Origin of the sequence: Paractinoplanes rhizophilus (genome assembly GCF_042664765.1) — a bacterium.
GTDB classification, from domain to species: Bacteria; Actinomycetota; Actinomycetes; order Mycobacteriales; family Micromonosporaceae; genus Actinoplanes; species Actinoplanes rhizophilus.
In genome coordinates this window covers 60,626-76,107 of sequence record NZ_JBHTBJ010000035.1, presented here as the reverse complement: position 1 = coordinate 76,107, position 15,482 = coordinate 60,626, and the positions used below count along the sequence as shown (strand labels likewise).

At 70.3% G+C, this 15,482-nt stretch carries 13 protein-coding genes and 1 tRNA gene; 5 read left to right on the top strand and 9 right to left on the bottom strand.

What is annotated here, in order from left to right; genetic code table 11:
• Positions 1–1,477 (bottom strand): 4Fe-4S dicluster domain-containing protein (locus tag ACFQS1_RS32135; protein WP_378975671.1); only part of this gene is annotated, 1,477 nt, incomplete at its 3' end.
• 191 nt (positions 1,478–1,668) lie between these two features.
• Positions 1,669–1,932, bottom strand: coding sequence for a cell division protein CrgA (locus tag ACFQS1_RS32130; protein ID WP_378975669.1), 264 nt, complete (start codon positions 1,930–1,932; stop codon positions 1,669–1,671).
• 177 nt (positions 1,933–2,109) lie between these two features.
• Between ACFQS1_RS32130 and ACFQS1_RS32125 the strand changes: the two genes are divergently transcribed.
• The 4 genes from ACFQS1_RS32125 to ACFQS1_RS32110 are packed head-to-tail and all read left to right on the top strand — an operon-like array spanning position 2,110 to position 6,204.
• Positions 2,110–2,916: a DUF881 domain-containing protein gene (locus ACFQS1_RS32125; RefSeq protein ID WP_378975667.1), complete on the top strand. Its 807-nt coding sequence runs from the start codon at positions 2,110–2,112 to the stop codon at positions 2,914–2,916.
• Positions 2,916–5,234 (top strand): class E sortase, encoded by a 2,319-nt coding sequence (locus ACFQS1_RS32120; RefSeq protein ID WP_378975665.1) that lies wholly within the window; start codon positions 2,916–2,918, stop codon positions 5,232–5,234. Before ACFQS1_RS32125 ends, ACFQS1_RS32120 begins: the two co-directional genes overlap by 1 nt.
• 3 nt (positions 5,235–5,237) lie before the next feature.
• Positions 5,238–5,552, top strand: a complete 315-nt coding sequence (locus ACFQS1_RS32115) for a hypothetical protein (RefSeq protein ID WP_378975663.1) — start codon at positions 5,238–5,240, stop codon at positions 5,550–5,552.
• A gap of 1 nt (position 5,553) precedes the next feature.
• On the top strand, positions 5,554–6,204 hold the full coding sequence (locus tag ACFQS1_RS32110) for an aminodeoxychorismate/anthranilate synthase component II (protein WP_378975661.1): 651 nt from the start codon (positions 5,554–5,556) through the stop codon (positions 6,202–6,204).
• A 19-nt stretch (positions 6,205–6,223) separates the two neighbouring features.
• Here the strand turns inward: ACFQS1_RS32110 and pknB are convergent, their stop codons facing one another.
• The 7 genes from pknB to ACFQS1_RS32075 all read right to left on the bottom strand — a co-directional run bounded on the left by pknB (position 6,224) and on the right by ACFQS1_RS32075 (position 15,084).
• The gene (gene pknB, locus ACFQS1_RS32105; RefSeq protein WP_378975659.1) at positions 6,224–8,065 is read right to left on the bottom strand and encodes a Stk1 family PASTA domain-containing Ser/Thr kinase; all 1,842 of its coding nucleotides are present in this window, start codon (positions 8,063–8,065) and stop codon (positions 6,224–6,226) included.
• Complete coding sequence (locus ACFQS1_RS32100; RefSeq protein WP_378975657.1) at positions 8,062–9,402, bottom strand: serine/threonine-protein kinase; 1,341 nt, start codon at positions 9,400–9,402, stop codon at positions 8,062–8,064. The genes pknB and ACFQS1_RS32100 overlap by 4 nt, the downstream gene beginning before the upstream one ends.
• Positions 9,402–10,898, bottom strand: coding sequence for a peptidoglycan D,D-transpeptidase FtsI family protein (locus tag ACFQS1_RS32095; RefSeq protein ID WP_378975655.1), 1,497 nt, complete (start codon positions 10,896–10,898; stop codon positions 9,402–9,404). The genes ACFQS1_RS32100 and ACFQS1_RS32095 overlap by 1 nt, the downstream gene beginning before the upstream one ends.
• Complete coding sequence (locus ACFQS1_RS32090) at positions 10,895–12,355, bottom strand: FtsW/RodA/SpoVE family cell cycle protein (RefSeq protein ID WP_378975653.1); 1,461 nt, start codon at positions 12,353–12,355, stop codon at positions 10,895–10,897. The genes ACFQS1_RS32095 and ACFQS1_RS32090 overlap by 4 nt, the downstream gene beginning before the upstream one ends.
• A 76-nt stretch (positions 12,356–12,431) precedes the next feature.
• A complete protein-coding gene (locus tag ACFQS1_RS32085) occupies positions 12,432–13,814 on the bottom strand; it encodes a PP2C family protein-serine/threonine phosphatase (RefSeq protein ID WP_378975651.1) in 1,383 nt (460 codons plus the stop codon).
• Positions 13,811–14,293, bottom strand: a complete 483-nt coding sequence (locus ACFQS1_RS32080; protein ID WP_360419898.1) for an FHA domain-containing protein FhaB/FipA — start codon at positions 14,291–14,293, stop codon at positions 13,811–13,813. Before ACFQS1_RS32080 ends, ACFQS1_RS32085 begins: the two co-directional genes overlap by 4 nt.
• A 5-nt stretch (positions 14,294–14,298) precedes the next feature.
• A complete protein-coding gene (locus ACFQS1_RS32075) occupies positions 14,299–15,084 on the bottom strand; it encodes an FhaA domain-containing protein (RefSeq protein ID WP_203732792.1) in 786 nt (261 codons plus the stop codon).
• Positions 15,085–15,275: 191 nt separating this feature from the next.
• Here ACFQS1_RS32075 and ACFQS1_RS32070 point away from each other — a divergent pair.
• Positions 15,276–15,358: transfer RNA gene (locus tag ACFQS1_RS32070), tRNA-Leu, on the top strand.
• The last annotated feature ends 124 nt before the right edge of the window (positions 15,359–15,482 follow it).

The following is a 15,482-nucleotide window of genomic DNA, read 5'->3' as shown; positions in this document are numbered from 1 at the left end:
TCGCCACCGCCCGGGTGGTCTTCTTCGCCCGATCCTCGAACGCGCCCGCGCAACCCACCCAGAACAAATACTCGAAATCCGCGCCGGAACCGGCCCGCGGCACCTCGAAGCCCAGACCCTTGGTCCAATCCTCCCGGGTGTTCTGCGGCGCACCCCACGGATTGCCCTTGTTCTCCAGGTTGCGCAGCATCACCCCGGCCTCGGCCGGGAACGACGACTCGATCAACACCTGATACCGCCGCATGTCCACGATGTGATCGACATGCTCGATGTCCACCGGGCACTGCTCCACACACGCCCCACACGTGGTGCACGACCACAACACATCCGGGTCGATGATCCCGTTCTCGTCGGCGCCACCGATCAACGGCCGCTCCGACTCGGCCATCGCCAGGACGTCCACCTTGGCGAGTTGGTCGGCGGTGGCCTTCTCCTCGCCGGTGAGATCCTTGCCGCCGCCGGCCAGAAGATAAGGGGCTTTCGCGTACGCGTGATCGCGCAGCGACAGCACGAGCAGCTTCGGTGACAGGGGCTTGGCGGTGTTCCAGGCCGGGCATTGCGACTGGCAGCGGCCGCACTCCGTACACGTGGAGAAGTCCAACAGCCCCTTCCAGGTGAACTGCTCCACCTGCGCGACGCCGAACTGGTCCTTCTCCGGGTCGGCCTCCTCGAAGTCCAGCGGCTTGCCCGCGCTCATCATCGGCCGCAGCGCACCCAGACCGGAACCGGCCGGCTTCTCCGGGCTGCGCTTGAAGAAGATGTTGACGAACGCCAGGAACCGGTGCCAGGCCACCCCCATCGTCGGGTTCAACCCGATCGTGATCAGCCAGCCCATCGAGATCAGCAACTTCACCAGCGCGACCCAGGTCGGCCCGTCCGCCGCTTGCGGCAAGACGTCGCCCACCGCGTGCGACAGCGGCGTCGCCCAGGACGGGAACTCGAACGTGCCGTTGGCGACCTTGAAACCCCGGATCAAAAACCCGCACACGAGTACGCCGAGAATCACGCCCTCGACGAAGTAGGCCTGCCACATCGTCGAGCCGAGGAACCTGCTCCGCTTGGACCTGATCGACTTTTGGCGGACGAAGACCAGGTAGCCGATGCCCGCCAGGCCGAGGATGCCGATCCACTCGGTGACCAGGCCGTACGGCAACCAGTGCCCGATGACCGGCAGGCCGCCCTCGGGGTCGACGACCTCGAAGTACGCCTCCACCACCAGCAGAAACAGGATCAGGAAGGAGACCATCACGAACCAGTGCGCCGCGCCGATCGCCGACCACTTCAGCATCCGGGTGTGACCGAGCGTCTCCCGCAGCATCGTGGTGGTGCGGGTGCCCTTGCCGGTGAACCGCTCCGGGGCCGGCTGACCCTGCCGGATCACCGACGTGATCGTCAGAACGGCTCGCACCGCCAGCACGACGGCCGTGATCGTGACGGCGCCGGCCAGAACGGTGGCGACTATCTGCGCGATCCCCATCTGCGTTGCCTCCTCGATCGGCTGCCTTATGTTACCCACGGGTAATAGGCGCCCTCAACTTGCACTGTGAGTGCATATTGTTGAGATCTATCAAGGGCGTTGCCGGGGCGCGAAAGCGCACCCCGCTCCATCGCGGGGTGCGCCAAATCAGACGAACGTCACATTACCCGCATCAAGCGGGCATCGCGGGCCTAACGCCAGCGGGACAGGATGCCCAGCGAGGCGACCATGCAGCCGAAGCCGACCGCGAGATTCCAATACGACCAAGACTCCACCGGCCACTTCTGCGAGGACAGGTAGTAGACGACGAGCCAGGCGATGCCCACCACGATCAGGGTGACCGCGGTGATCGGCAGCCAGGTCGGGCTCGGCTTCTTGGACGCCGCCGCCACCGCCGGACGGACGTCCGTCGGCGGGGTGTAGACCTTCTTCTTGCGAACCTGAGACTTCGGCACGGTGCTCTCCTGAAGGGCAACAAGTGGTGAACAACCCACCGCTGAGCGGCTCGGGATGCCCCGACTGCTGCCCGTGGCGAATACTGTTCACCGGCTAGCGTAGTCAAGGCGGCGCGCAGACCGGCACCCGCCAGGCGAGGAAAATGTCCGGCGCCGTAAATCGGGAGGATGGCGACCTTGGAGTACACGACCGGCACGCCGTCCTGGCGGCTCGTGTTGCGGCGTGCGCTCCGCGGCCTGCGTCCCCGAACGGGTGGCGAACGCACCCGGTGGACGGTCGGCGTGCCGCTGATCGCTCTCGTGGCCGGGCTGCTGTTCACCACCTCGGCACGTACCGCCGACGGCACCCAGTTGCGCGACGACCGACGGCCCCAGCTCGCCCAGCTCATCACCGACAAGCAGGTGCGCCTCGACGCCCGCGAGCAGGCGGCCGCGAAGCTGCGCGCCGAGGTCGATCAGGACACCGCCCAGCTCGCCGAGGTCGACCAGCCGGTCAAGGCGGCACGAGAGAGAGCGGACGCGTTGCGGGCCCCGGCCGGGTTCACCGCGCTGCGCGGGCCTGGCATCACCGTCACCCTCAACGACTCGCCCCGGCGCGGCGCCGACCTCGGCCCGAACGCCCCCGACAATGACGATCTCGTCGTCCACCAGGGTGATGTTCAGGCGGTCGTGAACGCACTCTGGGCAGGTGGGGCCGAGGCAATGTCGATCATGGATGTCCGCGTCGTCTCGACCAGCGCGGTACGCTGTGTCGGCAACACGCTGCTACTTCATGGCCAGGTCTTCTCACCACCATTCAAGATCACGGCGATTGGCGAACCCACAGCGATGCATCGCGCGTTGGAATCCGCGGAAGGGGTCCAGCAATTCCGGGATGCGGTCGCCGACTTCGGCCTCGGCTACACCGAAACCGTGGAGAGGAACGTGACTGTGCGGGCGTACGACGGGTCCAGTGACCTCCGATCCGCTCGGGTTGCCGAGTAATGACGGATCCGGACACCCCGCCGGCGGGTACCAATTCGGGCCGGCACCGCGCTCCCGACGGTGACGCCCAGACGGCGTACATCCCTCGGATCACCGACGCGTCTCCCGACGGCGTGCCCGGCGGCCCGCTCGCGCCCCAGGTAGGCCTGGGCGCGCCCGCCACCCCACCCCCGGCCCGGCCCGGCGCGGCGGCCGTCCCACCACCCGCCGCAGGTGCCGTTCCACCGCCCGCCGCAGCCCGCCCCGCTTCGCCGCCACCACCCGCGCAACCCACCGCCCCGGCCGTCGCCACCGCCCGGCCCATGTCGCCGCCACCACCGACGCAACCCACCGCCGCGTCCCGGCCCGTGCCGCCGCCGCCCGCGCCGCCCTCGCCGGCCCAGCCGGCGGCCGCCGAGACGGCGGTGATCGGCACCGACGCCGCCGCGGAGCGCCGGATAGCGGCCGTCCGGGACAACTACACGCAACCGACAAACCCCCACGTCTCCACCAACGTGCCCAGCCTGGCCCCGTCGATCGACGAGGTCCACGCGGCCGCCACGGCCGCCCGGCGCCGCGACCCGGAACCGCCGGCCCCAGCAGCCGCGGTCGACCCTTCGTTCAGCTTCTTCGGAGCGCCAACCGGCGCGGCAACCGGCACCGCAGCCAGCACGGCAACCGGCACCGCAGCCAGCACGGCAACCGGGGCAGCAGCCAGCACGGCAACCGGGGCAGCAGGCAACGCGGCCACCGGCGCCGCGGCCAACAACGGAGGCAACGCCGCCGCCCCGCACAACGGCTTCCCCCACCCGCCGGCGAGCCCGCAGACCCCGGTCAGCCCGGCCACCCCCGGCTACCCGCCCGCGCAGTCCGCCGCCCCGGCCTACTCAGCCGCGTCGCCCCACGGGGCCGCCCAGCCCTTCCGGACTGCACAGCCCTTCCCGGCCACGCCACCGCCGTCGGCCGCCCAGCCCTTCCCGGCCGCGCCACCGCCGTCGGCGGCCCAGCCGCGCCCGCTGGCGCCGCCGATCTCCGCCACCCAGCCACTCCCGGCCACACCGCGGCCCTCGGCCACCCAGCCGGCCGCGACCGCACCGCCACCCTCGGCCACCCAGCCGCTGCCGTCGGTCTCGGCGACGCAGCCGCTCCCGGCCGCTGCGCCACCCCCGGCCGCCCGGCCGCTCCCGCCGATCGCCGCGACGCAGCCGCTCCCGGCCACGCCGCCACCCTCGGCCACCCAACCCCTCCCGGCCGCGGGCCCGCGACAGGACCCGTATCAGGCGACGCCGCGACAGGACCCGAATCAGACGGCCGTCATTCGCACGGTGGACGCGCCCACCGGCGTACTCCCCTCGGTGCCACCGCAAGCCACCACCCAGCCGCCACCCGCGATCAAAGCCCCGACCGCCCTCATGTCCGCGGTCCCGGGTCTTGCGGCGAAGGCCGCCATGGCCGGCGCCGACCCCGACGCCGCCCTCGGTGCCGCGGCGGCGCCCCCGGTCCGGCCGGGCGGGCCCGACCCGGCCCCCGCGCCCACCGAGGAGTCCGACGACGTGCAGCCGAAACGCGGCGAGCGGGTGGTCAAGCTTCGTCCCGAGCAGACCGGGGAGGGTTACAAGAGCGTCTACTCCGAGCTCACCCGCCCGTCGCTCGGCTCGCGGATCCGGACGGGCATCCGCGTCTCCGGCGAGCTGATGATCACCTTTGGGCTGATCGTGCTGCTGTTCGCGGGCTACGAGGTCTTCGGCAACTCGGCGAAGGTGCAGGACGAGCAGAACGCGCTGACCGACGAGCTCGACCAGCAGTGGAACGACCCGACCGTCGGCCCATCCGCCGCCCCTACCAAGCAGGGTCCGGCGGCGCCCGGCGAGAGCCTGGTCGGCCGGCTCTACATTCCCAAGCTCGACAAGGAGTGGGTGGTCGTCAACGGTGTCCGGCCGCAGGACATCAAGTACGCGCCCGGCCATTACCCGGACACCGCTCTGCCCGGCCAGATCGGCAACTTCTCGGTCGCCGGGCACCGCATCCGCAAGATCTTCTGGCGGCTCGACGAGCTCAAGCCCGGCGACGTGATCGGCGTGGAGACCCGCGAGTTCTGGTACGTCTACAAGGTCTACGGCCACGAGGTGGTCACGCCCGACGCGGTCGAGGTCGTCGCCCCGGTGCCCGACAAGCCCGGCGTGAAACCGACGAAGGCCCTGCTCACGCTGACCACCTGCAACCCGAAGTTCAACAACTATCAGCGGCTCATCGTGCACGCCCAGCTGGCCTCGAAGGTGCCGCGTGACCAGTCCCTGCCCGACGCCGGCATGCCGGCCGAGATGAAGACGAAGGCGTAGGCGATGTACGCCTGGATCTGGCGCAAGCTCCCGTTCGGTATCTGGGGCAAGGTGGTGGGCTCGATCGGCCTCACCGTGGCCACCGTCGCCCTGCTCTGGTACGTGATCTTCCCGTGGGCCACCCCGCTGCTGCCCTTCGACGACGTCCAGGTCGGCTCCGGGTCTGAGCAGGGTCCGGCCCAGGAGGACCCCAACGCGGTCACGCCGGACAGTGACAACGGTCCCGACGAGATCCCGTACAGCGTGGAGTCCAACGCCCCGCACCCCTCGACCTCCGCGACGTCCAAGCAGGCGTCGACCGGCCTACCAGGTGACTGACGTGCGCATTCTTGTGATCGACAACTACGACTCGTTCGTCTTCAACCTGGTGCAGTATCTCGGCCAGCTCGGCGCGGAGTGCGAGGTGCGGCGCAACGACGAGATCAGCGTGGCCGAGGTCGGCACCTTCGGCGCCGCCGGCATTCTGCTTTCGCCGGGGCCGGGCACGCCGGAACGCGCCGGCATCATGATGGAGACGATTCGGGCGTACGCCGGAAAAGTGCCCATGTTCGGCGTCTGCCTCGGCCATCAGGCCATCGGCGCGGCCTTCGGCGCCACCGTGACCCGCGCCCCCGAGCTGCTGCACGGCAAGACCTCCGAGGTCCGCCACACCGGCGCGGGTGTGCTCGCGGGCCTGCCCGACCCGTTCACCGCCACCCGCTATCACTCGCTGGCCGTGCTCCCCGGGACGCTGCCCGACGAGATCGAGGTGACCGGCCGCACCGAGTCGGGCGTCGTCATGGCCATGCGCCACCGCACGCTGCCGATCGAGGGCGTCCAGTTCCACCCCGAGTCGGTGCTCACCGAGGGCGGCCACACCATGCTGGCGAACTGGCTGGCCTCCTGCGGCCTGCCCTCGGCCCTGGACAAGGCGCCGCCGCTCGCCGCCGAGGTCGAGTCCCGGCGCCGAGCGGCGTTCGCTACCGCTTAGGGTCTGTAGGAGTCCCCGGCTAGCTTTCCGGGCGCACGATCGCGACCGCCCGGTCGAGGACCTGGCCGCCGCCGGTGCCACCACCGTTGCCGCCGGGCGTCTCGGTGCCGTCGGGCGTCGGGTCGCCGCTCGGGTTGGTCGCGTCGACCGCGACCGTGATCGTGACCGATTCGCCCTTCTCCACCGTGGCGCCGGGCCGCGGGTCCTGCTGCACGACCGTGCCGATCTGGCTCGGGTCGGTGGCCGGGACCTCTTTCCGGGAGACGTTGAAGGTGCCGGAGCCGGCCTGGTCGAGCAGGGCCACCGCGGTCTCCTCGGACTGCCCGGTCACCTTCGGCATCTTGAGCTGGTTGCCCTTCGAGATGCTCACCACGATCGTGGAGCCGGGGTCGACCTTGTCGCCCGCGTGCTGCACGTCGGTGACGATGCCGGCCTGCTTGGAGCTGTTCACCTCTTTGTACTGCGGGGTGAGGTTCTTTTCCCGCAGCGCCGCGTCGGCGACCTCCTTGGTGCTGCCGACCAGGTTGTCCGGCACGGTGACCTGCTCCGGCGGGACGCACAGCTGATAGGTCACGGCCTGGTCGGTGGGGATCTGGGCGCCGGGCTGCGGGTTCTGGTTGACGACCGTGCCGTCGCAGTCCTTGTCGGTCTTCGGTGTCTCGGCGGTCACGTTCGTCAGCTTCGCCTGCGCGATGGCGGTCTGCACCTGCGCGTCGGTCAGGCCCTTGAGGCGGGGCATCGCCACCGTCGCGGCCTGCGACTGGCCGCCGTCGGGCGTCTTGTTGCTGTTGCGCGACATCGCCAGCGCGACGCCGAGCACCACCACGACGAGCACGCCCAGGCCGGCCAGCACCGCCATCACCCACGACGAGCGTTTCTCGGGCGGCCGGGGCGGCATGCCCGGGACCGGGCGCTGCATGGTGGTGGCCGCCTGCGGCTGCCACTGCCGGGTGGCCTGCTGACTCTGGAGCGCAATGGTCTCGGCCTCGCTCATCACCGGGGTGGCGAGCACCGGCCGGCCCGAGACGGCGCGCAGCGCGTCGGCGCGCATCTCCTGGGCGCTCTGGTAGCGGTTCATCGGGTTCTTGGCGAGGGCCTTGAGCACGATCGCGTCGACGTCGCGGGGCACCTCGGGGTTGACGTCGCTGGGCGCCCGCGGGTCCTCCCGGACGTGCTGGTACGCCACGCTGACCGGACTGTCCCCGACGAACGGCGGGTGCCCGACGAGCAGCTCGAACAGAACGCAGCCGGCCGCGTACACATCGGAGCGCGCGTCGACGGCCTCGCCGCGCGCCTGCTCGGGCGAGAGGTACTGCGCGGTGCCGATCACGGCGCTGGTCTGCGTCATCGTGGTCGCGCCGCTGGCCAGGGCCCGGGCGATGCCGAAGTCCATGACCTTGACCTGGCCGTTCTGCGTGATCATCACGTTGCCGGGCTTGATGTCCCGGTGGATGATCCCGTGCCGGTGGCTGAACTCCAGGGCCGCGCAGATGTCCGCGATGATCTCGAGCGCCCGGCGCGGCTGGATCCGCTGCTCCTGGGCGAGCACTTCCTTGAGGGTCCGTCCGTTGACGAACTCCATGACGATGAACGGCAGTTTCTCGCCGGTCGACGAGATCTCCTCGCCGGTGTCGTAGACGGCGACGATCGCCGGGTGGTTGAGCGCCGCGGAGTTCTGCGCCTCACGGCGGAACCGCTCCTGGAAGGTCGCGTCGCGGGCCAGGTCGGTGCGCAGCATCTTGATGGCCACGTCGCGGCCGAGCCGGAGGTCGCGTCCTCGGTGCACCTCGGCCATGCCGCCGTAGCCCAATAGCTCGCCGACCTGATACCTGCCACCGAGCAGGCGGGCCTGCGCCGTCATAGCGTCTGTCGTCCTTCGTTTCGGGTCCAGCCGGGTTTGGCGCCCGCCTGTCTGGTTAGACGGTACGACGCCGCCAACGGTTCATTGTCGGCGGTGCCCGTGTGGACGACCACCGCGGTGACCGGCCGGTCGCTCTGTGCGCTGCTCTTCTGCTTGCCCTGCTTGTAGAGGAACGAGATGACCCCGGCACACAGCAGGACCAGCAGTGCGAGGACGACGGCGAGAACGATGAGCACCTGCCGGCCGGCCGAGCTCTCGGGCTTGACCGTCGACGCCGGCTGGGCCGGCGCGCCATAGGGCGGCCGGTACGGCTGCACCGGCGGTCCCGAGGGTACCGATGCCGCTCCGCGCGCCCCCGAGACGGGTCGGGGCACCGGCGGGTACGGCGGGCGGGCGCTGCCGGTCACCGGAGAGCCGGGCGCGGCGGCGCCCGAGTGCGGCCGGGCGGCCGGGCTTATCGGGCCGGCGCCGGCGGCGCGCACGGGCTGGGCGGCGCCGGCGGGCTGCTGCGCGGTGTTGGCCAGCGCGGACGCGGCCTGGCGGGCGACCGCGGCCATCGCCGAGGCGGACGGCCAGCGCTCGCCGGGGTTCTTGGCCAGCGCACGGTCCACGATGGCGCGTACCGGCGGCGGAATGTCGGCGGGCAACGGCCGGGGCGTCTCCCGGACATGCTTCATCGCGATCTCGATCGGCGTGGCGCCGTCGAACGGGCGGTGGCCCGACAGGCACTGGTACGCGACCACGCCGAGCGCATACACGTCGGAGGCGGGCGTGGCGACCTCGCCGGAGGCCTGCTCGGGCGAGATGTACGAGGCGGTGCCGAGCACCGAGCCGGCCACGGTGAGCTGGCCGACCAGCGCCGAGCGCGCGATGCCGAAATCGGTCAGGACGAGCGTGCCGTTCGGCCGTACCAGAAGGTTGCCCGGTTTGACGTCGCGGTGCACGATGCCGTTCGCGTGCGCGGCCTGAAGCGCGTCGGCCGCCTGCGCCACCAGCGCCATCGTGCGCGCCGGGGTCAGCCGGCCCACCCGGCTCAGGGTGCGCGACAGGGCGTCGCCCTCGACGTACTCCATGACCAGGAACGCCAGCTGCTGGTCACTGCCGTAGTCGTAGACGTCGACGACCCCGGGGTGGTTGATCGTGGCCATGGTGCGCGCCTCGCCGCGGAACCGCTCGGCGAAGCCGGGCTCGTCCAGCAGGGCCGGGAGCAGGATCTTGACGGCGACCGTCCGGCCCAGCACCTCGTCGGTGCCGCGCCACACGTCGCCCATCCCGCCGCCGGCGATCCGCTCGTCGAGGCGATAGCGGCCGCCGAGGGTCACCCCAGGGCTGATCATCAGTCCCCTCCCCTGGCCGCGGCCTTCATGATGAGGCCGGAGATCCGCGCCGCCTCGGCGCTGGCGTGCCCGCCGGGCACGTTCTCCAGCATCACGCAGACCGCGGAGACCGCCTCACCCTTGTCGTTGAAGGCGAAGCCGATGAACCAGCCGTGCGGGTCGGCGCCGACCGCGTTCTGCGCCGTACCGGTCTTGCCGCCGACGTCGAAGCCGTCGATCCGGGCCTTCCGGCCGGTGCCGTTCTCGACCACGCTGACCATCATGTCCTTGAGGTCGGCGGCGACGCCGTCGGAGATCGGCGTGCGCAGGGTCGTCGGGTTGGCGTTGTAGATCGTCCGGCGGTCCGGTCCGAGCAGCTTCTGCACCAGGTACGGCCGCATCTGCTTGCCGCCGTTGGCCACCGTGGCGGCCATCAGCGCGCCCTGCATCGTGGTCATCCGCACGTCGCGCTGGCCGATCGCGGACTGCGCGAGCGCGCCCTTGTCGACGCTGCCGTCCGGGTTGGCGATGTCGCCGGTGCGGCTCGCCGCCACCGGGAGGCCGGTGTTCTCCTTCAGGTTGCCGACCGTGAGCTTGTCGTCCTCGAAGCCGAACGCCTTCGCCATGCCGACGATCTTGTCGCGGCCGAGCTTCACGCCGAGCTTCGCGAAGCCGGTGTTGCAGCTCTCGGTGAGCGCTTCCTTGAGCGTGACCTGGCTGCCCGGGCAGACCTCGTCCTCGGCGTTGTGGATGACCGCGCCGCTCTCCTTGTAGGTGCTGCCGGCCGGGATCTCGGTGGACGTGGTGTACCCGTTGGCGAGCGCGGCCGCCGAGTCGATCACCTTGAAGGTCGAGCCGGGCGGCAGCGTCTGCTGCGTGGCCCGGTTGAGCAGCGGCTGGTCCTTGTCCTTGAGCAGCTTGTTGTACGCCGCCGCGGCCGCCTTCTCGTCGTGGCTGACCAGCGGGTTCGGGTCGTAGCTGGGCATCGACACCATGGCCTGGATCGCGCCGGTGCGCGGGTCGATCGCGACCGCGGCGCCCTTGGTCACGCCGCGCTCGTTGTTGGTCATTTCCTTCCAGGCGGTCTCCTGGGCCTTCGTGTTCAGCGACAGCACGACGTTGCCGCCACCGGTGTTGTTGCCGGTGAACATGTCCTTCACCCGGTCGGCGAAGAGCGTGTCGCTCTCCCCGGAGAGGAAGTCGTTCTCGCTGTTCTCGATGCCCGTGGCGCCGAGGCTGACCGGGCGGTACCCGATCACCGGCGCGTAGACCTCCTTCTTGGGATAGACCCGGAGGTACTTGAGCGTGTCGTCGGTGGCCTTGTTCACGGCCAGGCCCTTGCCGTCCGCCTCGATCACGCCGCGCGGGCGCTCGTACTGGGCGACCACGACCCGGCGGTTGTAGTCGCTGGTGCGGTAGTCGTCGGCCTTGTACGCCTGCACCCAGTTGAGGTTGGCGAACAGCAGGCCGAACAGGACGAGGATGACCACGCCGGCCCGTCGCAGGGGAGCGTTCACGGCTTGATCACCTCCGTCATGGCGCCGTGCAGCTGGGTGGGTGCTTTCTTGGGTCCGGGTCCCGGTCGGTCCCCGCTGCCGCCGCTGTTGGCCGGGCCGCGCGCGGCGTTCGAGATCCGCAGCAGCATCGCGATCAACAACCAGTTCGCCATCAGTGAGGAACCGCCCGCCGAGAGGAACGGCGTCGTCTGACCCGTGAGCGGAATGAGTCCGGTGATGCCACCAAGGATGACGAAGACCTGCAAGCCCAGGGTGAACGCGAGGCCGCCGGCGACCAGCTTGCCGAACGAGTCGCGGACGTTCAGGGCCGCGCGCAGCCCGCGCTCGACGATCAGCAGGTAGCAGACCAGCAGCGCGGCCAGGCCGAACAGCCCGATCTCCTCGCCCATGCCGGCGAAGATGAAGTCGGTGCGCACCTCGGGCACGAGTCCCGGCGAGCCGGCCCCCGGCCCGGAGCCGAACAGGCCGCCGGTGCCCAGCGCGAGCAGACCCTGCACCAGCTGGTAGCTGCCGCCGGCGCGGTCGTAGTTGGCCTGCGCGAACGGGTCCAGCCAGATCGAGGCGCGGTCGTAGAAGTTGGCGAACGGGCCACCGACCGTGTCACCCAGCAGGTACGCCGTGTAGACGCCGCCGAAGAACAGCAGGAGACCGATGATCAGCCAGCTGGCCCGCTCGGTCGCGACGTAGAGCGTCACCACGAACAGGCCGAAGTACAGCAGCGCGGTGCCCAGGTCCTTCTCGAAGACGAGCACCAGGAGGCTGAGCAGCCAGACCGTGACGACCGGGCCCAGGTCGCGGCCGCGCGGGAAGTCGATGCCGAGGAAGCGGCGGCTCGCCAGCGAGAGCACCTCGCGCTTGCGCACCAGGTAGTAGGCGAAGAACGAGACCAGCGCCAGCTTCGCGAACTCACCGGGCTGGATCGAGAAGGCGCCCAGCTTGATCCACAGCTTCGCGCCGTTGACCTCGGAGAGGCTGCCCGGCAGCACGGCCGGGATCATCACGAGCACGATGCCGACCAGGCCCAGGGTGTACGCGTACCGGGAGACCACCTTGTGATCACGCACCACGAGCAGCAGGATCGCCGCCAGGATCAGGGCGCCGAGGGTCCAGGCCAGCTGCCGGCCGCCGGTCCCGGCGAAGATGCCGGGAATCGCCTGCTTGTTGGCGATCGCGCGGGCGATGTCGAGCCGCCGGAGGAACCCCACGCCCAGGCCGTTGATCAGCGCGACCGCCGGGATCAGCACCGGATCCGCGTACGGCGCGGTGTAGCGCACCACGAAGTGGAGTCCCAGGAAGAGCACCCCGAGGAGCGCCGCCGGGATCCAGAACGTGGTGTGGATCGTGTCGAACTGGTTCGCCTCGACGGTGGCGGCGTAGATCGCCACCAGCACCATCGCGAACGCGAGCAGGCCCAGCTCGGCATTCCGGTGGGTCTTCATCCCCGGGATACGCGACATCTCGCCCGTGGAAGCGGGCGAAGGGGCCGGTACGGCGGGCGCGGTCAAGACATCCCCAGACGTTGTCGAGCGATGGTCAGTTGACGGTCCGGCACCCGTCCGCATCGTCCGCGGAAGGGGCGCTCTCGGAAACCTGAGCGGAGGGCGTGCCGGCGGCCGTGGCGGGCGCCGACGGGTTTCGGGTGCCCGGCGGGGCGGTCGGCGTCGCCGAGACGCCGGCGGACGGCACCGAGCACAGCGGCTTGAGGTTCGGGTTCGACGGACTCTCGTCCGTGAGCTCGGAGAGCGTCTGCACCGCGTCCGACCTGTTCTGCGCGTGGATGCCCTGCTTCACCCGCTCCTGCGCGACGACGGTCAGGTCGTCGAGCCGGGCCGGGCTGGTCTCGTTCACGCTCGACAGGTCGAGGCCCGCGATCTGCCCCGGGACGCCACGGAAGATCGCGATCTGACCGGCGTCGGTCGCGCCCACGTAGTACTGGTCCTGCGTGTAGCGGTAGCCCAGCCACAGGCCGCCGCCCAGCACTCCCAGCAGCACCAGCACGAGCAGCGTCGTCCGCACCGGGTGGACCTTCGGCTCCTGGTCCCGGTCGTACCCGTCGGACTCGGCCGGCACCGGCTGCGGCGGACGCGGCTTCTGCAGCGCCGCGGCCCGGGCCGCCGAGGTCGAGGCGTCCGCCACCGTGGTGTTGCCCCGGTCGATGGCGGCCGCGCCGCCCACGATCGGCGCCTGCTCCATGATGTCGGTGTCGATCGCGTCCGCGATCACGACGGTGATGTTGTCGGGGCCGCCGCCGCGCAGCGCCAGCTGCACGAGCCGCTCGACGCACGCCTGCGGGTCGGCGAGCTCGCGCATCGCCTGCTCGATCGTGTCGGCGCTGACCACGCCGGAGAGGCCGTCGCTGCAGATCAGATAGCGATCGCCGGCGAGCACCTGGCGGACCGAGTACTCGGGGTCGATGTCGCGCCCGTCGAGCGCGCGGGTCAGCAGCGAGCGCTGCGGATGGCTGCTCGCCTCCTCCGGGCTCACCCGGCCCTCGTCGACCAGCATCTGGACGTACGTGTCGTCCTTGGTGATCTGGGCGAACTCGCCGCGGCGCAACAGGTACGCACGGCTGTCGCCGATGTGCACCATGCCGAACTTGCTGCCGGAGAAGAGCACCGCGGTCAGCGTGGTGCCCATGCCCTCGAGCTGCGGGTTGGCGTCGACGGTGTCCCGCAGGTGCTGGTTGGCCGTCCCGACCGCGTGCCGGAGCGCGTCCACCAGGGCATCCCCGGGAACGTCCTCGTCGAGCGGCGCCATGGCGGCGATCACGATGTTGGATGCGACGTCACCAGCGGCCATGCCACCCATGCCATCGGCGACGGCAAGAAGCCGCGGCCCGGCGTAGACGGAGTCCTGGTTAAGGTCTCGGATCAGACCGCGGTCGCTCTGAGCGGCATAGCGCAGGGTCAGGGTCATGGCCGTAACTCGAGAGATGTGCGACCGATCCGGATCGGTACGCCAAGGGGGACGGGAGTGGGTCCGGAGACCTTACCGCGATCGAGGTAAGTTCCGTTCGTCGAGCCGAGATCCTCGACGAACCATTGGCCGTCGCGGGGCACCAGGCGGGCGTGCCGGGCCGAGGCGAAGTCGTCGGTGATGACGAGCGTCGAATCCTCCGCCCGACCGATAGTGATCGGGATATCACCCAACGTGATGCGGGTGCCGGCGAGGTTGCCGGCCGTCACCACGAGTTGCCGTGCGGCCTTACCGCGCTTCACCTTCGCCGGCCGGCCCGCGGGCATCGCGCCACCCACCCCCCGAGGGCTGGCGACGATGCTCTTGGACCGGACCCCAGCGAAGAGATCCCGTCGAATCACTCCCACCACCGTGAACACGAAGATCCACAGCAGGATCAGGAAGCCGAACCGGGCGACGGTGAGGACGAATTCGGGCAAGGTGCCTAGCCGTCCACTCGGAAGGTCAGCGTCGTGGTGCCCAGCTGGATCATGTCGCCCGGGTTGAGCGCCACGGCGGAGACCCGCTGGCCGTTCACCATCGTGCCGTTGGTCGAGCCCAGGTCGGTCAGCACGACCTGGTTGCCGTCGTAGTCCAGGCGGGCGTGGCGCCGCGAGATGCCGACGTCGGGCAGGCGAAGGTTCGCCTGGTCGCCGCGGCCGATCACGGTCGAGCCCATCTGCAACGGGTAGGTGCGCCCGTCGCCGGACACCAGGCCCACACTGCGGCCGTTCGGGCCGCCGTGCTGCTGGTAACCGCCCTGATGCTGGTCGTACGGCGGGTATTGCGGGCCGGCGTCGTACGCCGGCTGCTGCACCGGCGCCACCTCGCCACCGGTGTAGACCTCGGCGGTCACCCGGAACATTCCCGTGTCCAGGCCCTCGCCGCGCTCGATCTCGACGATCACGTCGCCGTAGACCGTCCACGCCTGCTCACCGATGAACTCGGCCTGCGACTGCGCGAGCTCCTGCGCCAGCGCCGCCGCATAGGGCGCCAACCGGCTGTGGTCATAAGGTGAGAGGTCGATCACGTAGCGGTTCGGCACCAGGGTGCGGCCACCGGCGAGGATGGCCTTGTGCGCCTCGGCCTCCCGCTGCATGGCATTCAGAATCTCCACAGGGTGCACGACACCCTTGAACACCTTCGCGAAGGCCCCTTCAACCAGGCCTTCCAATCGCTTCTCAAAGCGCTGCAGCACGCTCACCGGCTCCTCCTCGGCTTCCGAGGACATGATGGTATCCGGCCGCCGCTTGCGCATCCGTAGCTCGCGGCTGCCGGCACTTCTGACCCTCGTATGACCCCCGTCGACGCCGTGCTAGTCTTCCCTGGCGCCGCGGGCGATAACAACTCGCTTGGTGACGTGCGACAGCGTAGTCTGTCGCAGCCAGTAACAAAAAGTTGGCCCGGCGGTCAACTTGCCACGGGGATGTGGCGGAATGGCAGACGCGCACGGTTCAGGTCCGTGTGTCCGAAAGGACGTGGGGGTTCAACTCCCCCCATCCCCACAAGCCTAGGGGCCCTCTGCCCGCGGAAAACGCGGGCCGGGGGCCTGTGGCATATCTGCTCAGGGGGCCGAGCCCCCTGAAACCCCACGTTGCGGTGGTTGCGGTGAGTGCGGTGGGTGCGCAT